This is a genomic window from Spirosoma sp. SC4-14 (genome assembly GCF_037201965.1).
Taxonomy (GTDB): Bacteria; Bacteroidota; Bacteroidia; order Cytophagales; family Spirosomataceae; genus Spirosoma.
On the sequence record NZ_CP147518.1, the window covers coordinates 3,654,509 to 3,677,201 of the forward strand.

The window sequence follows — 22,693 nt, forward strand, 5'->3', positions numbered from 1 at the left end:
AGACCTTTAAAGCCCAACACTATGGCGTTGATTAATTTAGAGCTGATCGGTCTGTTATACGACCAGGCACGATCATCGAAGCAACTGGCTACCAGCCAGTGTTACAACTGGGATAACGATTCGGACATTAAGCCCGAGCTGTTCGTTCGGCTATACAAGACCTACAAACAGGCAGAAAACCTGCTTGATAAGCTACGCAAGCTCCATGCCGTCTGTAGGGATCTGGCAACTGATAATCTCCAGGCTTACTATGAAGACTACGAACAACATGCCGATGAGGAAACCCCGCCTTTCGATCCTTTCGAGGAAATAATCTACCATTTCTTTTCCGATACGATTCGGGACTTACCCCCAACGATAGCACAGTATAAGGAATTATGCATGTTGGCAGCCAACTATCAGCATATTCGGGAAACCCACGATGCCGGCTTCCAACAGTTTTTTGGTGACGTTGATTTGCATTACCAGGGCACCGATCAGGCTGGCAACCCTGTTTTTATAGCCCAGTCGCAGCTCCCCGAAGAGGTTCGGAACCTAATCGAGATCAATCGACAGATCAAGCTCATCGAAGTCGGGTATTGTTTGGACGGCTATGATACCTTCTACCTGCGGGCCCAGGCCGCTATCGATCTCAGCAAGGAAACTAATGATTACAAGGGATGTGCAGCCTATATCCTTAGCCTGTACCATCCTGTCGACAACGAAGCCAATGCGCCATCATGAAGCACATTCCCATTGTGTTGCCCCCCCATAAACTCGAAGCAGTTCTTGCCGATCGGGCAACACAGGTACGCATTCCGCTGGTCCCACAACCGGCCCCACCCCTCAACGCCTTTTACCCACCCAGTCCATTTCGGAAAGGATTCGAGTTTTACGTATATACTACTTCGTTAGAGGAGTCAGCACTACGGAAATACCCCGAAATCCATTGCCCGTATGGCAAACGGGGTGATTACCTGTATGTTCAGGAAGAGTGGAGCACTATTGGTGTGAGGAGCCGGGACTACATTTTAAAGGCCACTACGCCTAGTGGTTCGATCACCGATCGGAGCCGAACCCAACCCTGGCAACCCGCAACGACGATGCCGAAACGGGTGGCACGGCTATGGCTGAAGGTCGCCCATGTGACCATTGAGCGGGCTCATGCGATTGGCAAGGCGGGAGCATTGTGCGAAGGGTTCACGCCCTTAGCCGAATACAACATACCTGGCTTTGCACCGGCCTATGTGAATTATGCAGGGGAAGGCAATTCGTATTGCTTAGGGGCCCGTGTTGCCTTTAAACAGTGGTTCATATCGGTTTATGGCCAGGCCGTTTATGATACCAACCCCTGGCTATGGGCTATCAGTTTTAACCGTATTCATTCCCCCTTATGAAGGGCTATCAGTTAACCAAAGCGTTCTACGCAGAACATAGCACCAATGAAGCGATGCAGATTGGGTGTACAGGGAATCACCATTCTCTATACACCTGGATTTGTGAATTGCGGAACCAGATACAAACCCGTAATCCGGGCCGTGAAGTCATGGACTTACCAACCCGGTACACGATGGCCATGGCCTTTATCGGCTCCGACCATACGCTCAAGAAGTGTATCAACCACCTGGCAGAATGGGGCATCATTGAGATCGTTTCCAAGGAAGGCGGTAAGGTAACGAAAGTAAAATTGGCGGCTGAATACCTCAACAGACACAGCCTGCTAGAGGATAATGAACCGTCGCAATTATGCGACAGTGACGAAAGTGGCGAAGACCTGGAAAATGACTGTCGCAAAAATGCGATTCAAGTGCGACAGTCGACAGAAGGCGACTCCGAATTGTCGGCTGAACCGTCGCAGATATGCGATTTAAGTGCGACAGTTCAGCCGACCGAACCCGCCCAACTGTCGCATATTTGCGATTTAGGTGCGACAGTTGATCAAATTAGCCCTTTCCAACTGTCGCAAATATGCGATTTAGGTGCGACAGTCGGCAAAAATGACGATCCTGAACTGTCGCATATTTGCGATTTAAGTGCGAACAACAAAAACAATATAAAACAGAATAGATATATATTAGGGGGTGTGTCAAAAAAAAATGAAGTCGATCCTCCTATCGACCCTCAAGACGCTTCATCACCAACAGCCCTTCCGACTCAACCCGTACCGACACCGACACCCATTGACACGGCCGTCAAACACAACACGGCCGGTCGGATGATCAAGCCTACTCTCGAAGAACTGACGGCCTATGTGCTTACCCAGGCTGGAGGCACCATACCGATGGCGGAAACCATGTTTGACTTTTACACCTCGAAAGGCTGGAAAGTTGGCAGGGAAACCATGAAAGACTGGAATGCCGCAGCCCGGCGATGGGTCCGCGAAAACAAAGACAAACCCACTACCCACATCCCTACGCCCCAAAACCCAACAACCACCGCTAAACGCCCGACGGCTCCGGGCCAACTCCGATGAACACCGAACTTATGCCGAATTACCTGATCAACGTGGATGAGCAGCTCGAAGCTATGCTTCTTGGCTCTGTGCTCAATGCCCCGCACTTGACAGGTAACCTGCTCAAGTACATCAAAAAACCGAGTGTATTCTATAACCCACGTCACCAGGCCGTGTATAAAGCGCTGTCCACATTGTATCAGCAAGGCGATCCGATTGACCTGGTCTTAGTCAATCGCTGGCTACAATCGAACCAGGCCGATAATAGCATCGATGCGTACTACCTGTCTGACTTGGTCAATCAAGGCCATTTGACGGGAATCGATCGGCATTGCCTGCAACTTTTCAAGCTGGCCATCAAACGTTACCTGGGTCAATATGGTGGTGAACTACGGCGTAAAGCCATGGAGCCGCATACCGATCCGCTTGAGCTGATCAATTTGCTTACTGCTGATGTCGATACGATTCTGGGAGCCATTAGCTCCATGCAGGAAAAGTCGGCGAAGGATTTCCTAAAAGAGGTTTTCAACGATCTGGAAGATAAACAGGCTGGTCGCAAACGGGGCTTAACGTTCGGTGTTACCGATCTTGACGATCGCGTCGGTGGATTTGCACCGGGCAATTACGTCGTTTTAGCCGCTGGTACAGGTATGGGTAAAACCGGTTTTATGGTGCATGTGATCCGTCATCAGTGCCTGGTTGAACAAAACCCGATCGGTGTTGTCACCCTGGAGATGACTGGGGCCGAGTATATGGCCCGACTCGTAGCCGCAGAGTCTGATTACTCCAACTCGCAACTGAACCGGGCCAATGTCGATATCGATACGCTTTACCAGCGAACGCAACGTCTGGTTAATATGCCGCTGCACATTCACGACAAACCCCTTGAGTCAGTCGAGTTGCAGTACATTATCCGGGAATGGGTACGCCGGAAGAAAGTGAAGATGGTGGTACTCGATTACCTTCAATTGGTGAAGGACTCACGCTATCCAGCACGTATCGACCGGGTTTCCAACCTCAGCATGGATCTAAAGGCCCTGGCTGGTGAATTAGGCATTGTCATCGTTGCCATTTCACAGCTAAACCGGGATTTTGAAAAGCGTAAAGACTTCGACAAACGGCCTATGCTGTCGGATTTGAAAGAAAGTAGCCAGCTTGAACAGGATGCTACAGCGGTTCTGTTTTTGTTCCGGCCCTTCAAGTATGGCTTGCAGTATGAAGACGGTTCGGCCGATGTCCACACCATGGAGCTTCACGGTCTGAAGTTCCGAGGGGCCCAGCCTACCGACCGGCACGAGCCCTGGCTACTCGACTATGATGGTGCCTGTAATCGTGTAGCTCGGTTTGGCTCCTTAAAGTATGGTCGCTTAACACCCCTGTCCGAATTGGACGATGTAGACCCTCAGTTTTAACCGTATCCCTTCATGATTGAATACCCAACAAACCAAGACCCATCAATGCCAATGGCTATTCATGAAGGCCAGAGGCTGAAAGAATACCTTCTTGTCAAAAATATTTCACCCGAGGTCTTGGCCGTCCGAATCAATCGATCGCTTCGATCGGTCTATGGTTATTTTGTCATCGCCCGTTTTTCGTCTCACGTTCGCCAGTCAATTTATTCAGGCCTGGGTATTAACGATGGACGGATACTGGAGAACTATCAACGATCTAACATTCACTATGGACAGCGCTTACAAGCTTATCTGCTTCAGCGCGCCATAAGCCATACCTCGTTTGCTGCCCGAATGGGCAAGGCGAAATCAACCGTATCCGCCTACATGAAGGTGAAAACTTTCTCCAGAAAGAACCTTCAGGTAATTCTAAAAGCATTGGATGCCCGTTATGAAGATGTCTTTTGCCCGCTGGCTGTCACAGAGCAACCTGCCTCTATCCCAGCTACGCCTAACGATCCTGAAGAACTTTATACGATCACCCAGTTGCTTGGGGAGCAATTAGCGCAGTGGCAGAAACTCTTATCAAACCTTAAGGAGTCTTCAGCTCCATCGGCCGACATCAATTTTTGCCACTATCAGATACGACACCTCAAGTGTTCATCCTCCTTTATGGCTGAACAATGAACTTAGCAGCTAACCGAAACACTCACCGCAATAAATTAAGTATATTAGAAGCATGGCAGCACCAATTAATAACAAGTACGGTCTTGGTAACCATAATGCTGGCAGGCCCCCGCTTTACGAAGACCCGGAAGCTTTCACAAATAAGATCCTAGAGTACTTCACTTATTGTGAGGGCGAATCGACCGTTGAAAAAAAGACCGTCAGGCGTAGGCGTAAAGGCGAAGACGGTAAAACGAAAATGGTCGAGGTTGAAGAAGAGGTGACCGTATGGATCAGACAACCCGAGCGGCCGACCTGGACTAAACTTGCTTTGTATTTGGGTTTCGAGTCACGACAATCATTGACCGATTACGCCAAGAAGGAAGCATTTTCTTACCCGATAAAAAGGGCCTTACTTGTTATTGAAAGTTTGTACGAAGATGGGCTTTGGAGTTCGTCACCGGCTGGTGTCATCTTCGCACTTAAAAATCTGGGTTGGGTTGATAAATCGGAGATTGAGCACAAAGGCAATGTCGGCGGTAACTACTCAGATAAGAGCGACGACGAACTTCGGGCTGAACTGGCTAAACTGAAAAAGCGTAAGGGGAAATGAAAGAACTTAAACCACCCAAAGGCTATATAAAAGTTACTCCAACTCAATTACGGGCAATATGTACGGCGGCTGATAATATTAGTTCATACATTGGCTGTGGAGATGAAGAAGCGGACGAAGAAAGTAAGTGGATTGTTAAGCATATAGACCGATTACTTAACGCAAATGGATACAAGCGACTGTACAAATGATTCAAATCAATCAATGGTGTAATTATACATTTTTTTTGTACAAATACAGCTAAGTGACTGAATTCCAATTGAAGGTTCGCGTAAAAGCGTGATGTAATTATGCATTTTTTTTGTGACGAACCTCATTAAAAGGGCAGAAAACGCTAAAACTCAACTTGTATACTTACATTTTATTTGTGACAATCCATGATCGATATTGACGAGTTGGAAGACGAAGAACTCGACATTGAGATCGAACTTCGGGCCCGTGAACTGGCACGGCGTAATTACCTCGACTTTGTTGAGTACGTCAAGCCGAAGTACCAGGCTGAATTTTTTCATCGGACTACTGCTGAGCACCTGCAACAATTCGAAGAGGGTACGATTAAAAAGCTTATGATTACCATGCCACCCCAACATGGTAAGTCCGAACTGTCTACCCGTAACTTTCCACCCTACTTACTTGGCAAAAAGCCCGATCGCCGAATTGGTGTTCTTTCCTTCTCCGCGTCAAAGGCTCATAAGTTCTCCCGCGAAATCCAACAGGTGTTTGACGGCGGCCGGTATTCGGCCGTATTCCCAAAGTCCCGGCTTGCCGGTTCTAAAGACTATGGCGCCAAACGCACCGAACAAGAGTTCGATATCGTCGGCACGGGTGGTAGTGTTAAAGCCGTCGGACGAAAAGGACCGCTTACGGGTGACCCGATCGATATTGCCATTCTTGACGACCTGTTCAAAGACTCCGACGAAGCCAAGTCACCCACAGTCCGAGAGAGTACGTGGGCATGGATTGTTGATGTTGTCGAAACCCGGTTCCACAATGATAGTCAGATTTTGTATGTCACGACCCGATGGGACGAAGACGACCCGGCCGGTCGATTCCTCAAACGTGACGGCATATACGACGCAAAGCGCAATCCTGACGGTTGGGTACTGCTTAATTTCGCGGCTCTTCGGACCAATGCCGTATTGTCGTATGATCCCCGCTCAGAGGGTGAGGCTCTTTGGCCGAAGCGGCATAGTAAGCACCGGTTAGAAAAGATAAAGAAGGATAGCAAGAATACCTTCAACGCCCTGTATCAAGGTGATCCAAAGCCCGACAGTGAAATAATTATCTTTAGCGACTGGATTGAAATTGATGAGTTTCCGAGCCAGTTCGATGACGAGTTCGTCGGCCTCGACTTTGGTTATACCAACGACCCGACAGCCGCTACACATATTGGCATAGAGGGCAATTCGATTTATCTTGACGAGTTGTTCTATGAAACGCATTTGACCAATCAGGACATATTGGACCATTACCAGGCAACCGGCCTGCCAACCCATTTACAGGTGGTTTGCGACCATGCTGAACCGAAATCAATCGAAGAACTGATTCGGGGTTACTGGAAAGAGGGTAAAGAGTTCGTGCCCGGTGTCAATGCAATAGCCTGCATAAAAGGCGACGGATCGATACGGGCCGGTATATCCAAGCTGAAGACCTACACAGTTTACTACACGAGTCGTAGTGTCAACCTGAAAAACGAAGTAGGTAAATATGCCTGGAAAGTATTTGCTGGTAAGATCACGAACGACCCAATCGACGATTATAACCATGCCCTTGACGGTATTCGATCAGCCGTGTTTACACTGAAGACAAAACCCAAAGGCGGCACCGGCAAGATGAAGACCTATAAAGCGCAAACCGGCCGGGCCTGGTAAACTAAATCAATAAATCTTCAAACATTAGATACTGTCAAGCGCAATTGATATGAGAGGAGAATTAACACCTGGTGCTAAAAGAGCTTTTTCAAGGCTAAATGACCCCGTACTAATAGCCTTAAGGTTGAGCATGTTGTTTTTGGGCGTTGTAACTTTCCTTGTACAAACTTATAGAAACCCTCCTGTCTGGCTTCATTCATCTAAGGTAGCTATTATTAAGCTTTTCATGTCTCCTGTCGGCCCATGGCTTGGCGGAATACTTCTTCCAACTTTGGGGCTATTTCTTTTGTGGTTTAAATTAAAGCAACAGTTCTGGTATGGATTTGTAGAATCAGTTATTGCCGTAGTTGCCTGCATCGTATTTACGCTTGAATACCAAGCGGGTACATCGACTTTTTTAAAATTGATGACTGCATTATATCTATGTGTTCGTGGTTATAATAATATGTATGATGGGCGTACAAAAAATGAAAAGTTTTGGCTTTCACGATATTTTGGAAAGAAAGCTGAAATTTATGATAGTCAAATAATAGCCAATAAAGCTTAGTTTTCCGAATGAAACGCTTTAAAGCTGACGACCTGGTACTCGATATTCCAACTTCATGGAACGAAGTAACCCTTCACCAATTCTACGAGCTAACCAAAGAAGATGCTCCAACCGATTCGATCTATGTAATCAGTACACTGGCCAGCCTGACACCGGATCAGTTGAGGAAAAGCAAAGCCTATGACCTCGACAGTGTTATACTGGAGCACATTCAATTCATCTATGATTCATCTCCAGATCTGCAACCCGGTGCCCCAACATCGATAACGATTGATGGCAAAACGATCGTTATACCGTCTTCAATCGATAAGGATGCCACGTTAGGCCAGATGACCGACATTAAGTTTGTCATTCAAAAGCGGCAATCCGACAAAGAGCCGGTCAACTCAGCAGTCATGGCACCGGTTTTACTGACCGTATTCTTATGGCCATACCTTCGCAACGAACCCTACACCGATTGGCACGAAGCCGGTGAGCTATGGGATACCGTCAGTAAAATGAACTGCATTGATGGGTTGAGGCTGTCGGCTTTTTTTTTGCGCAATTCGCTGAGTCCTTCACCTTCTGGAAAAGTCAGCGAGATACCGAACCGTCCGACCCTTTCGAGCGTATGGCAGCGGCTCGGGTTCCGGGCTTCGCGAACTTCGAAACCCACTACACCACAAAGTACCTAGCCACTCTTTTCGGTATTCCCTTCTTACAAGTTCGATCTCTGAACTATGTGCAGGCTATGCACATGCTATTAGGTGAGAGTAAATTTTACGCATACCAAAAACACTTACAGGCACTAAAGACCCCACCAAAGGCAACACGACGCTAGTAAATTGCCCTGTATGCTAGACGAGTTACAGGGCGTTGCGGACTGTTTGGGTATGGTCTTCGGGTACGGTCAACCCGAAGACCTACTTGCTATTGCTCAGGATATAACCGGTTTCGACCCACCGTACATTTTATTTCACGAAGGCTACTTTAACGCGACCCTTGCTCAGGATGGGCAGGGCGCGTTAGAGTACACTCATTCGATGGTGCTTGATATTTGCACCCCTTCTGACTTTGCCGACCTACCCGACAAACGCAAGCAATACCTGGACGGCCTCAAACCTCAGCTTCACAAGGTTTACAAACAGCTTACCAAGCGCGGTGAAATCAAAAGCGCTTCGGTACTTATGGGCCTCAACGTCACGGCCCGGAATCTTGATGTAATCAAGTTGACGCTCACCATTAAAACCCCGGCCGTTTCGCTATGTCGTTTGTAGGTATCGAAGAAGCCCTTACTAAAAAGGGTGGTGACTTTATTGAAGCGGTCGTGGTTTCGCAGCGGCAAAAGAAGCTTCGGGCAAGTGGTCGGTCAGCGGCTTCACTGCATAAGCGGGTTACCCGATCCGGTACCGTCTTAACACTCGAAATTCTTGGAGCAGCTTACTTCTACCAGCAGCAGAACGGCAGGCGTCCGAGTAGTAAGCGACCTTCGCGCGCTATGGTCGAATCCATTAAAGAGTGGACTAAAATACGGGGCATCAACATTCCAGCCTACGCTATCGCTATGAAGATTCAACGCGATGGCATCAAAGTTCCCAATCCATTCAACCCGGGCGGTGTACTCAGCGAACCGCTGAACCCAGATAAAGTACGCAGTTCGTTGAAAGTAGCCATACGCCCTATTCTGATTGAAGGGGCTAAAAGTACATTTTTTAAGTAATGGCAGATTACGGAACCTTCACCCTCAACGCCTTGCGACCCAATGGTACCGGTGTCTATGATGCTCAGGTACGCATATTGAATGCAAGCCTCGTTGATGTAACATCTGTTCTATTTGGTGTTGCGTCCGGCCGTACTGATTCGTCCGGCAACGTAACCAAGTGGCTGACTTCGACCGATCATTTGGAATTTGGGCAAACGTATACCATTCAGGTTATTGCCCATGGTTTCGAATTGTGGGAAACGGAAACCTCAACAGCCTTCAACGGTAATGGCCAATTCACGGCTAACCTGATACCACTACCTGCCAGTACTGATTATACGATTACCGAACCGGCTGACGGCCCCTTGTCATCGATGGAGCCGATTATTTGCCTGGTCACTTCGCCAAATGACTTTGACTTCGAATACATCAATGCTATAGTCGAACACCCGGACGGCAAGGTATCGATCTCGCAGGGTATCGTTGATAAAGCCGAATTAACCGCGACGATCGATATACGTAACCGGGTTACCCTGGGCGTTCGTCCGTTACTGGTTTCGGCTCCAGCTCACACCCGAGAAGATACCGAGTTTTCAACAAAAGTTGATGTAACGTTTTCGTCAATCAGTCCCGAGGCTGAAACCCCGATACCTGGCTCATTCAGTCGACTGGTTGCTCATACCGAATCGCCCGAAGGTGAAACCGACCTTTCGAGTTACGCTAGTCTATCAAACCAACGTTGGATCGTTCCCGCCGAACCGGTGATTGCTTTTCGAGGCTACTACCGCGATGTCATGTTCTGGCTTACCGCTCCAAGCTTAAGCGGCTACATCCTGGCAGCTACCTTTTATGATGCTGATGGCCAGGTGGTCAACACAACAACGACTGATTTAGTCGAAAGTGACTATGTACAGCGCTACCAGATTGATACGAACCCGGCCGATACTGTGGTAAAGGCTGTTTTAGTCATTCTTTCGGGCGAATCTCCGATTACCAAACAATTAACTGTCCTGTATCGTGATTAAATTACTGTCTAACCTACTCCAACGGGCCGGTATCGTTAAAACTGAATCGATAACTGGTGCTAACTCAGCAGCTCGAATTGGCTCGATACTCGAAGACCTTTCCAGAATTGGAGCCAGTAAGTTCGATGCAGTAGCAGTCTATGATACTGGCCAGTATGCTATCTATAATGGCATACTGGCTGAAGTATTAACGCCAACCAACCCCGGCGAAAGCCCTGATTCAGCACCGGCTAAGTGGTCGTTAAAGCTGGTTATCGATCCAATACAGGTCACCGCAGGCAATAAACTTCCGGTTGCAGCTTCGGCCCTAAAAACACTGGTTGATCAGATCCAATCCAATGGTGGAATCCCGAATGCTTCGACGACTCAACGCGGGGCCGCTCGACAAGCGACCGATCAGGAAGCTGCACTCGGAGCCAATAACGATTCGTACACCACACCAAAGCAGCTAAACGACCGACTCGCCAACTTTTATAGCACCTATGCCGATGCAGCCATTGACAAATTTGCGGAGGATGCGACTGATGAAACATTGGATGCATTCATGGCAGCGATCATTGGAAGCCTATCCGTTCAGACTCTACAATTACTATGCAATCGTCTTGCTAGTATTGGCTGCAATGGGGCGAACCCTCAGGAACCAACGCTTAATCTGGTCATCGTCAATCACTACGAAGAACAACTGGCGGCCGTCTCCTTACCTTCAAAAGCGGCTATGGACTCCAACCAATGTACCAATATTAGCGGTTGGGTTAGTGGTCCTGATTACCCAGGCGTTGTACGTATCGTCTGTGATGGTTTGGCTGTTGGCTATGCAACCGCGACCCTGGAACGTCCCGATGTGCGTGACGCACTGAACGAGCTGGGAGCGAACACCACTAAAACCATTTTTGGTTTTAACTGGATTAAGCCAGCCACGTTTATGGATGGCCAAGAGCACACCTGGCAGTTATTTGTTGGAGACAGCGAAGTAGAGGCTACCGATTACAATGTACCTCAGCAAAAAACCTGCGGTGAGCCGTCAACGCCAGACCCTTATGTTACCTACTATAAGCAGTCGACTGTCAACAGCATTGAAAAAGGCGGGGCTATTAAAACGGTTACGCTGATTGAGGTGCTCAGTGATAATTCCGAACGGCCTTATTCAGGTACAGAAATACCCTCCTGGAGCCTGGCAGATAGTCCGGCGGGTATTGTTTTTACGCCGAATGCCTCGACAAAATCCGTGGACATATCGGCTACGTCAGCCGCTGAGGTAGACAGCTTCAAACTGCAATGCTCGCTGACGCTTCCGCAAACGATTCAGGTACTATCAGTCGGCTGTACCCGACCTCCTTCAGGCCTGAACACCTATCAACTGAGCTGGCATTTTGTCCCGGATGGGGGCTACGCCCGGCTGTACACCACCCTTGATGATGCGTGTACGACAGCAGGGAAACGCTTCGATGGTACCGAACTGGGCAACCTTGATCCCTTCACCGTGCAGGCCGCAAACCTCAATATTGGCACGGAGGTATTCCTGGGAACGGGAACCAGTTGTGAGAAAGCTGGAGATAACATTTACTACGTGCTCGATAACACGGGTGGGAATACCGTGCTGAAAGCCATTCAGGTAGCCAATGGTGTGATTGTAGCCGTAAAAGATTCTACCTATAGCACATCCCAGCAGAATCATCCACCAACCATCCTCTCGATTATAGCCGATAAAACGGTTGTCGAGGGCGAAGCCTTCAGCTTCGATCTTGAGCCGGGTAGCCATTTTTCCGATCCTGATGGCGATATGTTGACCTATCACATGGGCTACTATACGAATATCTATCAGGATGCATTACCATCCTGGGCAAATTATTCGCTCAGTGGGGTATTCAGTGGTACGGCTCCCGTTGCGGGTGAGGCCAGAGACATCGTCTTCCGGCTAATGGCCTTTGATGGCGTACTCTCCAATCTGATTGATTTCGTGGTGCATGTTACACCTGTTTCAACACCAGTAGTCATTGATAGCCTGGTGCTATGGGCAAAAGAGGTAAATAGCAATAATGCCGCTTTGACTGATTTTGTTTTCCTCTATCGAGGTACGTTCCCGGAAGGAACCACCTTCGAGGACCAGTGGGACGAGTATTACTTAGAAAATAGCGAAACCCCTGAATTTACTCCGGGCACTAGTAATCCCAACACAATAGGCTTACCGGAAGGCTACCAGGATTACAATGTGTATATGGCCTATCCGGGCACAAATGCTACCAATACGATTGCAGCTCCTCATCACATCAGAATGCGTAAAACGGGCGAAACAGATCTTTTGCTCGACCTGACCTTTGATCCTGATGGCATGGCAGTCGGTGACATCTTAACCATCTATACCGCTCCGTAACGACATGAGAACTTACCTGACCATTAACAACTCAGGAGACTCGGTTACGGGCTGGGCCACGAACACTCTCCGCTATTACCTACGACCCAACGGAGGTACGTGCGACGATGACGATGCCGCTTTTAATGCAGCCGTTGCCGCAATCGAAGCAACGGTAGGGGGGGACTATGCCCAGAAAATGAATGCGATCATTAGTATCACCTTAGCGGCCGCTCCTGCTGCTCAGGCAGGTTACCAGTGGGTTATTCGTGACTGCGGAGCTGTCGAGGAAGAAGTCATTGCCGTAGCCGACAATATCGACCGATCGGGTGGTACGAATCCAACGGACCCGGGGGCAAGTGATCCACAATCAGAATCAGACGTTCAAATTTTTACCAGCCAGTCGGGTAACGATGGCGGGGAAATTTAAAACCAATCAACAGGGCTATGCTTACGTTCGACTCAACCTTTGATAATACCTTTCAGGACGACTACCCAGATGGACCACCGGCACAATTAGGTTGCCGGAAAGAAGGTGTTTACCTAACCTGGCTAACGCTTCAGGGCGGTTGGCAATACTGGCTTTTCGAAGGCTCCTATCAGATCAGTCAATCGACGGCGGTACGTGGGCAGGCTGTACAGGGCCGACTAAATAGGCCAACCCAAAAACTCACTTCGCGCTCAATGGTCATTCATACCCAGAACCTGACTCGTGACGAAGCCGAAGCGGTCGGAACCATACGCGAAAGCGTTAGCATCTTCTGGTTGATTCATAAGGATGACAATACAGTCGTTAGAGTGCCGGCGACTATTCCAGATGGCGAAGCTGAGTTCTGGGATAGTCAGAAGTACACGAATAATTTTTCAACAACGATAACACTGCCTTACAAAACTTCACAACGGATTTGACATGGACGGACTAATCTTCTCTTACTTGATTGTTGGTATTTTGGTTTATGGGTTAATTCGTCTACTGGAGCCGCAAAAGATAACGCCTGGCCAAATGCCCAAAATGAAAAATTCACCACCACTACCACCACGAAAAAGGCACAGGCAGTATAAAGGGCCGTTGGCCAATTGATCATGGATAAAATTAAGTCGCTCTTTCGTAGCCTTTTCACTTCAACCCCTCGCCCAATTGACGATTTAGGTACGGCAATGTTCTGGTCGATATTTGGGCCAATAATTTATGTAGCTATTGCGGTTATTGTGCTTATGCTCATATGGGCTAACGACAAATAAAGTATGCTTGATGGACTGTATTTAGATGGTCAGTGGGTTGCTGAAGTTGACGCCGTTCTTAACAAACAGGCCAACGACTTGACTACACCGGACACCCTGCAAACTAGCTATAGTAATATGTTCACGCTGCCGGACACCACAGCGATCAGGCAGTTATTGCAGAACGCCGAACAGATCAATGCAGGCGGTCGAAATCCTTACCGGCTGGTTCCGGCCCGATTGATTGAAGAAGGCGAAATAACGTTCAATGGTAACGCTTCGCTGCAAAAGTTTCAGGCCGGTTGGCAGATCCTTTTAGTAGGACCAGCCCGTAAGTTATTCGACCAGCTCGCAGACCTGAAGCTAACCGACCTTGACCTCAACGATTATAACCACATTTGGAACCTCGATACGGTCGCTAACTACGCTGGTGCAACCGAAGGCGTTCTTTATCCGCTCATAGACTATGGTTCTATTGATAATGGCGTCTTTGCTCAGGATACGATTACCCCGGCTATGTATGCCACTACGTTGATTCGTGTCATGCTCAAAACGTGCGGCTACCGGCCTAAAGGTGATTGGCTGTATGATGAGCTTACAAAACGAATCTTCTTGCCCTTTGTCAATGACAAGCCAGCCAACCACGACGCTGATTGGGTTGCCGATCGGCAGGCCCGTGTAGGCGTACCGGACGACCCGCAGCCAATCGTACTTAAGAGCGGGCACCCAATTGATATTCTGCTGCCGCTCACCGTTGATAACCAGCCACTAAATGGGTTCCAGGATGGCGCGCTCGACTGCTATAAAGCGGACCGGGCAACCTATGTAGCGAAAGAAGCAACTCGCATGAAGGTTGTTGCCAGCGTTTCATTTGTCAGTATCACCCGGTACGGAGCGGCCGAAATACGGCTTATTGTGGAGCGTAACGGGCAAAATGCCGGTGAGGTATATTGGTCGGAAGCTGGTTATTATGATCACCTCGACTACCCAGATGTGCTTACCCTCGATACGTCAGTCGACTGTCGGGCCGGTGACGAATTGCGTATCCGGCTGAAAGGTAATTCGAGAACGTCGATTTCAAGTTATGCTTTTTACTTCAGTCGGTCACAAGGCGAAATGTTCGCATCTTTCGAACCGGATGCATCGATACACGAAGGTGACCTGTTTCCTATTGCACCCAACTTGCCCGATATGACTTGCGCCGACTTCTTGCGATCGGTAGCGCTCATGTGTTCGGCAACCTTCGATATTGACGACACCGCCAAAACCATTGAGTTAAAAACCTTGGATGGCGTTATCGATAATTATGCCAATGCCACCGACCTAAGCGACTGCATCGAAGAATCTGTCGAACCCGAAAACGCGGTTATTCTGGAAGGGTACGCCCAGGCTAATAAGCTGAAATGGAAAGCACTCGAAGATAAGTCTTTCGCTGGCTATGGCGATGGTGTCATTAAGTGCGATGCCCAGAACATACCGCTGAGTGTGGATCTGTTTGAAATGCCCTTTTCGGCAACTGTGGATTCGTCGGTTACCATTGGCGGTTATGGCAACCCCGTATTGGTAGAAACCCGAACCGTGACCGGATCGGGCACGAACCTACAGGTAAATGCGAAGTCGACAACACCCCGGCTACTATTGGCGGAGCCGTCCAAGATGGTTACGGTTACCGTTAACCAGGTCACGCCCGATCTGACCGTTGTAAAGCGGAACATTCAACTCATGGCCTGTTGGTGGGATAAGCGGCCGACGCCTATTCAGTTTGGCAATAACAGCTTTTCGCTGGCCTTCGATAGACCATCCATCAGTAACGGCCGTGAGCAGACGCTCATTGAGCGGTACTTCGGCGGACTTAAGCGGGTATTACGTCGGCCGCGCCAATTGACTATAGCGGCTTACCTTCAACCGTCAACGTTATCGTCTATCAATTTATTTGCCCCGGTACGACTTCGTAACGTAAAGGCCGGTTCGATGGAGATAACCGACAGCTATTTTTACTTAAACAAGGTTTCCAACTATCAGGCTGGTGTTCCGTGTTCACTGGTCCTTATTGCTTATTGATATGGCAGCAGAACAAGAAGACGAAGTGCTCTTAAAGGTACGAGTTGATGAGGCTAACAGTGAAAAAAAGCTTGCCGAACTGACCTTACAGAAAAAGCAGTTAAAGGACGCTCGGGACGACCTTACCAAGTCGTATAAGGAGGCTAAAATTACGGAACAACAGTATGCTGATTCGCTTAGTAAGTTAGTGCTCCAGGAAAAGGCGGTAAACAGCGCCATAGCCGACGAACAAAAGACACTTCGGAATGTGGCCAAAGTCCGTGAAGAAGCCAACGGCTCATTGAATCAGATGAGGGCCAATCTCTCGTTGGCCGTTGAATCGTATGATGCATTGTCAGAAGCCGAGCGCAAGAACGAAGAGGTAGGCGGCAAGTTGAAGAAGCAAATTAAGGAGCTGTCGGACGCTCTGAAGGAAGAGGAAGAGGCAACCGGCCGTAGTTATCGCTCTGTTGGGGACTATCTGAAGTTGGTTCGAGTAGGCGGTACCAGTGTTGGCGAGTTCCAGGAAGCGGTAAAAGGTGGCGTCGAAGGTGTGCAGGTCTTCACAAAGGCGCTTTTTACGGGCCGTGGCGCACTGATTGCCCTTACTGCCGTTCCGATCGTAGCCATACTGACCGGATTGTATTTGATTTTGACCAAATCGCAAGCCGGTATGGATAAACTCGCTCAGTACACCAAGGCCGCAGAACTGGCGCTTAGTGCGCTGACCGATGGTATTATTAAAAACACCCGGATCATTCTCGAAGCCTTCACTTCCTGGGAGAAATTCAAAAACTTATGGGGCGACCTTCGTAAGACGGCCGACGAAACCGGCGAAGCTATGGCAAACGCGGCCCGTATCGGTCTTGAAGTGGCTAAAACAAACCAGCAAATTGAAGACTCGGAGATAAAACTTAGCGTCGTGCGCGCGAAAAACCGGGCTGAAATCGAAAAGTATAAGAAGATTTCGGAAGATACCACCAAATCAACGTTAGCGCGATCGGCCGCAGCGAAGAAAGCCTATGAGCTGGAGAACTCAACGTTGGATCAGTCGCTTAAATTACAAAAGCAACGCATTGATAACCTGAAACGTGAACAGTCGGTTGGTAATCGGACCCGTGAAGATGCCCGTAAGCTGGCTGAAGAACAGATTAAATACGAAGAGTTGCGCGAAGAAAGTCTTGGTAGGCAAACCGAACTTCAAAACCAGCTAAACTCGATTGATCAGGAGGGTATCACGAAGGCCCGAGAAGCGCGCGCCCTGGCCAATGAAGAAGCCATCGCCGAAGCGGAACGGGCGCTCATTATGGCCAAAAAACGGGGCATGGATACCCTTGCGTTTGAAGAAGAAATTATCCGTCGTCGGGCCAAAGCCGACAAAGATAGTTTGGTTACCCAGAACGCAACGGCCGCACAGGTTGCCCAGCAGCGCAAGTTGATTGAAGCGAAGACGAACGCCGAAATTGCCGCTTTACGGGTTACGCACCTAGCCGATCTGCAATCAAAAGAAGTTTCTGCCAAACAAGCTGAGATCTCCGCAGCGCTCACCCTTACCCGCCGTGGTAGTAAGCAGGAACTTGACTTGCAGATTGAAGCAATTCGGGCTGAAGTTCGGGCAAGGCAGATCGAAAACAAAAAGCAGAAGGACCAGCAGCTTATTACTGAACTTCAGTATCAGGAACAGGAAGCCAATATCGTAACCACGGGCCAACGCGCCATTGATGATGCCCGGAATCAGTTCGAGCAAAACGAAATCAACCGACAGGCTGAACTGAGTAAGTTACGGATTCAAACTGAACTTAACCTCAGTAAGGACGTATTGGCCATTCGTCGCAATGAGGCTGTTAGCGTAATTGATATTGAAGAGAAGCAGCAAATCGACCTGTTGAACCTTCAGGATGTTTCCGAAGAAGAACGGCTCGTTCGACTCAATGCCATACAGTCCGAAGCTGAGGTAAAGCGGAAAGAGGTGTACCGGCAGATTCAGGCCGACGAACGAGCGAACCGAAAGGCAATCATTGAGATTCAACTGGCTGGCGTCAACGAAGGCAGTCTTCAGGAACTCCGACTCAAAAAGCAACTGATGAAAGTTCAGATGGAGGAGGAGTTAGCCAACACTGAACTGACCGAAAAGCAGAAGGAAGCGATTCGGGCCAAATACCGGCAACAGGAAAAGAAACTTGATGAGGACTTTGGCAAAGAACTCGCTCAACAGATCGTTCAAACGGCTGGTATTGCCGCTGATGGTTTGTCGACCTGGTACGAAGCACAGGCCCAGGCTGCAACTAACGCCCTGAATAAACAACAGGAAGCAGCCCTAAAGTCGGCTGGTACCAATGCCGATCTACGCGCCCGGATCGAAGAGAAGTATCAAAACAAACTTGACGAAATCAATAAGGAAGCGGCCCGGAAGAAAAAGCGTATCGCTTCGATTCAGAACATTATTGATACGGCATCTGCCGGTACTGCCTCCCTGGAGCTGGTTGCAAAAAACCCAGTACTAGGAGCGCTGACCGAACTATTGATATTAGCGAAGGCAGCGGCTAACCAAAAGTTAATCGACGCCCAGCAATTCGCCTTTGGTGGTATTTACGAGTCGGACGGTTACGGAGCCTTCTTAAGAGGCCCAGGTACCGGTAAATCCGATAGCATTAATTCACGGTTGAGTAATGGCGAATCCGTCATAAACGCCGTGAGTACATCCATGTACTACGACGAACTATCAGCTATTAATGTCAAGGGGGGTGGTCGGCCGTTCCCCGGTGCCAGTGATGTGGAGATGCCCCAGATTACCAATTTTTCGTTAGGTGGTGTTGCCCGACCGACAACCGACTTAGACCGGATCGTTGATGCTATACGAGATATTGAGCCCGTAGTGTCCGTTGAGGAAATCGATCGGGTGAAGGGTAATAAAGTGAAGGCTGTAGAGGCATCGAACTATTGATACACCGAGTAATAAGAACATAAGCTATAATCTTCTTCAAACAAAAAAGCCAGACTAAAGATCAAGTCTGGCTTTCCGCTTCTATCCACACCATAAACCTAGTCAAAATGAGACTAGCGTTTAATCATCCTAATAAAGGATCGTAGTACAAAGAAACAAGGTCGACTTGAAACAGATTTCGAAATTGTGTGAAAGGTGTAACTGGTAACATAGCGATTGTCCCAGAATCCTTTAGCTTCTATTTCGACTCCATACACAGTTAGGCTTGTCTAACCTTTATTGCTCATAGCCCACCTTCGTTTTAATTGGACCTACTTTTATTCAATGCAGTCCGAAGCGATGAGTTAATAAAGCGTGATAGATCGATACCATTGGTTTCGCAATACTCCGACACGGCCCGATGAAGCTCGGGTGTCGTGTTGGCAATGAAGCGCGGGTAACGTTTATTGGCGGTCGGCAGGTCTTTGCGGGTTGCCTTGTATTCAAGCCGGGCCGCCCGGATCTTCTTGCGTTGGGCATCTGTGCAATCCTTTTTGAACTGACGCCAATTTCGGTAAAGTGCAGCAACTACAGATGGGATACTTTCACCGCCTTTCACGCGGGTAATGGCGACTTGAAAACGCTCTTCGGTGGTCATGTTAGCGATTTTAACGCATACGGAAAACACTATCACCAAGATACAACTTTTCGGCTCGACTTATATTCACGGCTGCACTAATAACGTACATAAGCTGTGGCCGACAAAGTTGCCAACATCTTCATAGACGGCGAGATATGGCCGGAAGAGTATATCTGGGAAGGCGATCACGCAACCTCACTTTATCGCGTAAGACAGCAAATCGAAGCCGCTGGCACCTTCGCTAGAATCAAGCTGAACATCTTTTCACCGGGCGGCTATTGCGTCGAAGGGTGGGCAATCGTCGATTACCTGCTTAGTCTGGGTTTTCCTATCGATACCCTTGCCTATGGGCAATGTGCTTCATTTGGCACCGTCTTTCATTCGATGGGTGAAACTCGGGAGATCTCCCAGCATTGCGACTATGTATTGCACCGCCCCTGGGACATCTTCATAGGCAACGACCTTCAAAACGAAGAGTTCAGCGCCTATCTGAAAAAAGAAACCGCTAAGCTCTTCACCTTTTACGCTGACCATCTGGGTAAGACAGTTGATGACCTTAGCGCCTTAATTCAGAAAGAGGACCTAAAACTTACTCCGCAGGAAACAGTAGCGCAAGGTTTCTCAACCGGTATTTGGCAACCCAGCGCAGCCGCTTCGTTAAAGTTATCCGCTTTGGATGCCCGGAAGAAAAAACCGACTTATCACTTAAGTCTGAAAGACAAAAAGCGGAACCCCAACGCCCCGACGGATTTACAATCAACTCAAAATAATATGGCAAAAATGAGGCAGTCGCTTGTATCAGCGGCTAATTCTGTACTGGCGTTTCTGTCCGGTTCAGAGGTTAAAAACTTGGACAACAAGTTAAACGACGGTCGCACGTTGGTCACTGACTCAACGGGCGATACGCCGGTAATCGGAGACAAAGCCACAATCGATGGACAACCAGCACCGGACGGTGACTATACCCTCGAAGATGGTACCGTTGTTTCCGTGAAAGATGGGGCCGTATCGGATGTAAAAGCTGCTGGCGAAACCGATACCAGCGCCGAAGCATCTGTCGAAGTTGATGAGCTAACCGTTGATCAACCCGACGACACCCCCGCAGTCAAAGCCCTACGGAAAGCGTACCGCGAACTGTCAGCGCAGTCGAAAGCGACAAGCGATAAGTACGACGAATTGGAACGCCGGGTTACGCCGGTTTTGGCGGCTATGTCCAGCAAAGAACCCAACATGCAGGCCAATCGCCAACCAGACGGTAACCGCAACCCGCAGCTTTCGGAGCGTGAACAGATGCTTGCTGAGCACGTAGCGAAGTACGCTAAGAAGCCCGCTCAGCAATAACCCACCTAATCGGCAGCAAGGCAATTACAACTAACTGAACGACAGCAAAATTTTATTATGGCTTCGAATATCACCTCACCGCACGGCATAACCTTTTCAGCGAAGGAAGCCGAAGAGTATATCTGGGTACCCGCGCTGAACGTTAGCGGTCTTGACGATCACTATAAGGTACTCACGGATGTCAATTCGAGTACACAGGTTGTCTACGCTCAGACGCTTGACAAAATCACTTACCGGGATTCTGGTTGTGATCCGGTTTACGACAGTAAGCCAATCGTTCGTACAGAAAAGTTCTGGAATCCCCGGCCGGTCGAAGCCGTCTTGAAGCAGTGCTATACGGACCTGTACGGATCTATGTTCGAGCGCAAATTAGGCGCTGGCACGGATCGGCCCGAAATCAAAGATACCGATATTGAGAAGTTTATTCTTGATGCATCCGTACCAGCCGCAGCCCGCGACCTGGTTCGTATGGTGCAGTTGGCTAAGTATGGCATTACGGCCGGTGAATTAACCGGTGGCGCTACTGAAGTGAAGAACTACAACCAGGTAGACGGCTTTTGGGTACACTTCATTGCTGCCGTAGCCGCCGGTTTGACACCTCGGTATATTATTGCCGAAAATACGGGCGCTACGACTGCCGACCAAAGACTTGCCGCCGGTCGTGGGCAAGAGATTCTTCGCAATGTCTACGACAATCAGGACATTACGATGATGCAGGTTGACGACAGCCTGAAAATGTTTGAGGTAACACGGGCGATCTACAACAACTACTATTCGACGCTGGAGTCAAACAATGCACTCGAAAGCGCACGGGTCATGCTGTTGAACGGTACTAAAACGTTGTCGTACCGGGGTATCCCTCTGAAAATCGTTGACGTGGTTGATCAGTACCTGGCTGCCGACTTTAAGTTTGGCGCTGGTGCGAACACCACGATTACCAACCCGCACCGCGTCGTGTTGTCGGTTAAAGACAATTTGCAGGTGTCACTCGATACAGCAACTAAAAACCCGGTTGCCTTCAAGAGTTGGGATGAGCCGAAAGATAAGGCCTGGTATGCGCGTATGATGTACATGCTCGATACGCAGGTTGCCCTTGATCAGTACGTTTCGCTTGGCTATTAATCGATAAATCAACCGAGCTGAGTCCGCTAATACCGGACTCAGCTTCTTTCCATCTTATATACTATGTCTTGCGCAACGGATGATTTAAAGGCGAATTTGGGGCTTACCATCTGTGATGAGCCCTTAGCCAAAGGTGTTGACGAAACAATTTTCATTGGTCGGTTTGCCTGGCTCGATACATCTACGGCTAGCGGTACCAATAAGAAGATTATTACCACGCTGACGCTGAAGGCGGGTAAAAAGCTATTGCGGTACATCGGGCAAGGGTACTCCAACCAGATTACCAGCGGCTTTACGGCCAATGAGTACGGCAATCTGGTTCCACAGGGTTTACGCTACATCCTGTTTTCAAACAATGCAGACGACGAAGCCGAACTTGATGCCCTGCTTAATAAGAACGACGTGTTCGCAATCGTCAAAAAGAACGGCAACCCTGGCTCATACAAAATTATCGGCTGGAAGACCGGACTTCGGGTTACAAACCTAACGTCTGATTCGAACGACGATGCCCTAAAAGGTGCCTATACCATCGAAATGAGCGCACCCGACGAAACGACGACTTATTACACGTTCCAGCACACGAACGGTGCCCCTGCCGTCGATGACACGGATACCTACTTAGAGGGTTTGGCGCTGGCTATTTCGTAGTACGTCGATGACTGACGAAGAACTGTTTGCCGTAGTGGACCCGTGGTATCATACGGGTTCGCTACCTGAATCATTAAAGCCTGCCGTTCAGCAGGTGTATACTAAACTTTCAGGTGATACTGGGGAGCGCTGCCGTAGATGCCCGAGTTATTGGTTTGACGTGCTGCACTTCCTAAGGGTTCA

The 22,693-nt window shown here is 48.8% G+C and carries 22 protein-coding genes; 21 read left to right on the plus strand and 1 reads right to left on the minus strand.

Translation table 11 applies throughout. The features are described 5' to 3' along the window. Positions 1-21 precede the first annotated feature (21 nt). From WBJ53_RS14900 to WBJ53_RS14985, 18 genes are all read left to right on the plus strand, one after another. Positions 22-723: a hypothetical protein gene (locus WBJ53_RS14900; protein ID WP_338876943.1), complete on the plus strand. Its 702-nt coding sequence runs from the start codon at positions 22-24 to the stop codon at positions 721-723. After that, positions 720-1,376: a hypothetical protein gene (locus WBJ53_RS14905; protein WP_338876944.1), complete on the plus strand. Its 657-nt coding sequence runs from the start codon at positions 720-722 to the stop codon at positions 1,374-1,376. Before WBJ53_RS14900 ends, WBJ53_RS14905 begins: the two co-directional genes overlap by 4 nt. Continuing rightward, complete coding sequence (locus WBJ53_RS14910; protein ID WP_338876945.1) at positions 1,373-2,452, plus strand: hypothetical protein; 1,080 nt, start codon at positions 1,373-1,375, stop codon at positions 2,450-2,452. Before WBJ53_RS14905 ends, WBJ53_RS14910 begins: the two co-directional genes overlap by 4 nt. Beyond that, the gene (locus WBJ53_RS14915; RefSeq protein ID WP_338876946.1) at positions 2,449-3,843 is read left to right on the plus strand and encodes a DnaB-like helicase C-terminal domain-containing protein; all 1,395 of its coding nucleotides are present in this window, start codon (positions 2,449-2,451) and stop codon (positions 3,841-3,843) included. The genes WBJ53_RS14910 and WBJ53_RS14915 overlap by 4 nt, the downstream gene beginning before the upstream one ends. A gap of 12 nt (positions 3,844-3,855) precedes the next feature. Then, entirely contained in the window at positions 3,856-4,509 is a 654-nt protein-coding gene (locus WBJ53_RS14920) for a helix-turn-helix transcriptional regulator (RefSeq protein WP_338876947.1), read from the plus strand. 52 nt (positions 4,510-4,561) lie between these two features. Then, a complete protein-coding gene (locus tag WBJ53_RS14925; RefSeq protein ID WP_338876948.1) occupies positions 4,562-5,101 on the plus strand; it encodes a terminase small subunit in 540 nt (179 codons plus the stop codon). Continuing rightward, complete coding sequence (locus WBJ53_RS14930; protein ID WP_338876949.1) at positions 5,098-5,292, plus strand: hypothetical protein; 195 nt, start codon at positions 5,098-5,100, stop codon at positions 5,290-5,292. The genes WBJ53_RS14925 and WBJ53_RS14930 overlap by 4 nt, the downstream gene beginning before the upstream one ends. A 186-nt stretch (positions 5,293-5,478) precedes the next feature. Beyond that, positions 5,479-6,972, plus strand: a complete 1,494-nt coding sequence (locus WBJ53_RS14935; protein ID WP_338876950.1) for a terminase large subunit — start codon at positions 5,479-5,481, stop codon at positions 6,970-6,972. A gap of 49 nt (positions 6,973-7,021) precedes the next feature. Next, positions 7,022-7,519 (plus strand): hypothetical protein, encoded by a 498-nt coding sequence (locus tag WBJ53_RS14940; protein WP_338876951.1) that lies wholly within the window; start codon positions 7,022-7,024, stop codon positions 7,517-7,519. Positions 7,520-7,527: 8 nt separating this feature from the next. Next, a complete protein-coding gene (locus WBJ53_RS14945) occupies positions 7,528-8,193 on the plus strand; it encodes a hypothetical protein (RefSeq protein ID WP_338876952.1) in 666 nt (221 codons plus the stop codon). Between the two features lie 159 nt (positions 8,194-8,352). After that, on the plus strand, positions 8,353-8,775 hold the full coding sequence (locus WBJ53_RS14950) for a hypothetical protein (protein WP_338876953.1): 423 nt from the start codon (positions 8,353-8,355) through the stop codon (positions 8,773-8,775). After that, positions 8,763-9,218, plus strand: coding sequence for a hypothetical protein (locus WBJ53_RS14955; protein WP_338876954.1), 456 nt, complete (start codon positions 8,763-8,765; stop codon positions 9,216-9,218). The genes WBJ53_RS14950 and WBJ53_RS14955 overlap by 13 nt, the downstream gene beginning before the upstream one ends. After that, a complete protein-coding gene (locus tag WBJ53_RS14960; protein ID WP_338876955.1) occupies positions 9,218-10,225 on the plus strand; it encodes a hypothetical protein in 1,008 nt (335 codons plus the stop codon). The genes WBJ53_RS14955 and WBJ53_RS14960 overlap by 1 nt, the downstream gene beginning before the upstream one ends. After that, positions 10,218-12,596, plus strand: a complete 2,379-nt coding sequence (locus WBJ53_RS14965; RefSeq protein ID WP_338876956.1) for a putative Ig domain-containing protein — start codon at positions 10,218-10,220, stop codon at positions 12,594-12,596. The genes WBJ53_RS14960 and WBJ53_RS14965 overlap by 8 nt, the downstream gene beginning before the upstream one ends. Before the next feature lie 4 nt (positions 12,597-12,600). Then, entirely contained in the window at positions 12,601-13,005 is a 405-nt protein-coding gene (locus WBJ53_RS14970; RefSeq protein WP_338876957.1) for a hypothetical protein, read from the plus strand. 17 nt (positions 13,006-13,022) lie between these two features. Then, positions 13,023-13,484, plus strand: coding sequence for a hypothetical protein (locus tag WBJ53_RS14975; protein ID WP_338876958.1), 462 nt, complete (start codon positions 13,023-13,025; stop codon positions 13,482-13,484). 336 nt (positions 13,485-13,820) lie between these two features. Next, positions 13,821-15,857, plus strand: coding sequence for a hypothetical protein (locus WBJ53_RS14980; protein ID WP_338876959.1), 2,037 nt, complete (start codon positions 13,821-13,823; stop codon positions 15,855-15,857). A 1-nt stretch (position 15,858) separates the two neighbouring features. After that, positions 15,859-18,780, plus strand: coding sequence for a hypothetical protein (locus WBJ53_RS14985; protein WP_338876960.1), 2,922 nt, complete (start codon positions 15,859-15,861; stop codon positions 18,778-18,780). 301 nt (positions 18,781-19,081) lie between these two features. On the opposite strand, the gene WBJ53_RS14990 is transcribed toward WBJ53_RS14985, so the two are convergent. Then, positions 19,082-19,417 carry a hypothetical protein gene (locus tag WBJ53_RS14990; protein WP_338876961.1) on the minus strand — a complete coding sequence of 112 codons (336 nt, stop codon included), beginning with the start codon at positions 19,415-19,417 and terminating at the stop codon, positions 19,082-19,084. A gap of 96 nt (positions 19,418-19,513) precedes the next feature. Here WBJ53_RS14990 and WBJ53_RS14995 point away from each other — a divergent pair, with 96 nt between their 5' ends. The 3 genes from WBJ53_RS14995 (at position 19,514) to WBJ53_RS15005 (ending at position 22,510) form a co-directional block, all read left to right on the plus strand. Further along, positions 19,514-20,740, plus strand: a complete 1,227-nt coding sequence (locus WBJ53_RS14995) for an ATP-dependent Clp protease proteolytic subunit (RefSeq protein WP_338876962.1) — start codon at positions 19,514-19,516, stop codon at positions 20,738-20,740. A 57-nt stretch (positions 20,741-20,797) separates the two neighbouring features. Then, entirely contained in the window at positions 20,798-21,862 is a 1,065-nt protein-coding gene (locus tag WBJ53_RS15000) for a hypothetical protein (RefSeq protein WP_338876963.1), read from the plus strand. Between the two features lie 63 nt (positions 21,863-21,925). Beyond that, on the plus strand, positions 21,926-22,510 hold the full coding sequence (locus tag WBJ53_RS15005; RefSeq protein ID WP_338876964.1) for a hypothetical protein: 585 nt from the start codon (positions 21,926-21,928) through the stop codon (positions 22,508-22,510). The last annotated feature ends 183 nt before the right edge of the window (positions 22,511-22,693 follow it).

Coding starts and splice junctions, on each gene's coding strand:
- WBJ53_RS14900 (WP_338876943.1), top strand. CDS start 22: ATGGCGTTGATTAATTTAGAGCTGATCGGTCTGTTATACGACCAGGCA.
- WBJ53_RS14970 (WP_338876957.1), top strand. CDS start 12,601: ATGAGAACTTACCTGACCATTAACAACTCAGGAGACTCGGTTACGGGC.
- WBJ53_RS14985 (WP_338876960.1), top strand. CDS start 15,859: ATGGCAGCAGAACAAGAAGACGAAGTGCTCTTAAAGGTACGAGTTGAT.
- WBJ53_RS14980 (WP_338876959.1), top strand. CDS start 13,821: ATGCTTGATGGACTGTATTTAGATGGTCAGTGGGTTGCTGAAGTTGAC.
- WBJ53_RS15005 (WP_338876964.1), top strand. CDS start 21,926: ATGTCTTGCGCAACGGATGATTTAAAGGCGAATTTGGGGCTTACCATC.
- WBJ53_RS14920 (WP_338876947.1), top strand. CDS start 3,856: ATGATTGAATACCCAACAAACCAAGACCCATCAATGCCAATGGCTATT.
- WBJ53_RS14945 (WP_338876952.1), top strand. CDS start 7,528: ATGAAACGCTTTAAAGCTGACGACCTGGTACTCGATATTCCAACTTCA.
- WBJ53_RS14990 (WP_338876961.1), bottom strand. CDS start 19,417: ATGACCACCGAAGAGCGTTTTCAAGTCGCCATTACCCGCGTGAAAGGC.
- WBJ53_RS14905 (WP_338876944.1), top strand. CDS start 720: ATGAAGCACATTCCCATTGTGTTGCCCCCCCATAAACTCGAAGCAGTT.
- WBJ53_RS14955 (WP_338876954.1), top strand. CDS start 8,763: ATGTCGTTTGTAGGTATCGAAGAAGCCCTTACTAAAAAGGGTGGTGAC.
- WBJ53_RS14950 (WP_338876953.1), top strand. CDS start 8,353: ATGCTAGACGAGTTACAGGGCGTTGCGGACTGTTTGGGTATGGTCTTC.
- WBJ53_RS14910 (WP_338876945.1), top strand. CDS start 1,373: ATGAAGGGCTATCAGTTAACCAAAGCGTTCTACGCAGAACATAGCACC.
- WBJ53_RS14940 (WP_338876951.1), top strand. CDS start 7,022: ATGAGAGGAGAATTAACACCTGGTGCTAAAAGAGCTTTTTCAAGGCTA.
- WBJ53_RS15000 (WP_338876963.1), top strand. CDS start 20,798: ATGGCTTCGAATATCACCTCACCGCACGGCATAACCTTTTCAGCGAAG.
- WBJ53_RS14915 (WP_338876946.1), top strand. CDS start 2,449: ATGAACACCGAACTTATGCCGAATTACCTGATCAACGTGGATGAGCAG.
- WBJ53_RS14960 (WP_338876955.1), top strand. CDS start 9,218: ATGGCAGATTACGGAACCTTCACCCTCAACGCCTTGCGACCCAATGGT.
- WBJ53_RS14975 (WP_338876958.1), top strand. CDS start 13,023: ATGCTTACGTTCGACTCAACCTTTGATAATACCTTTCAGGACGACTAC.
- WBJ53_RS14935 (WP_338876950.1), top strand. CDS start 5,479: ATGATCGATATTGACGAGTTGGAAGACGAAGAACTCGACATTGAGATC.
- WBJ53_RS14925 (WP_338876948.1), top strand. CDS start 4,562: ATGGCAGCACCAATTAATAACAAGTACGGTCTTGGTAACCATAATGCT.
- WBJ53_RS14930 (WP_338876949.1), top strand. CDS start 5,098: ATGAAAGAACTTAAACCACCCAAAGGCTATATAAAAGTTACTCCAACT.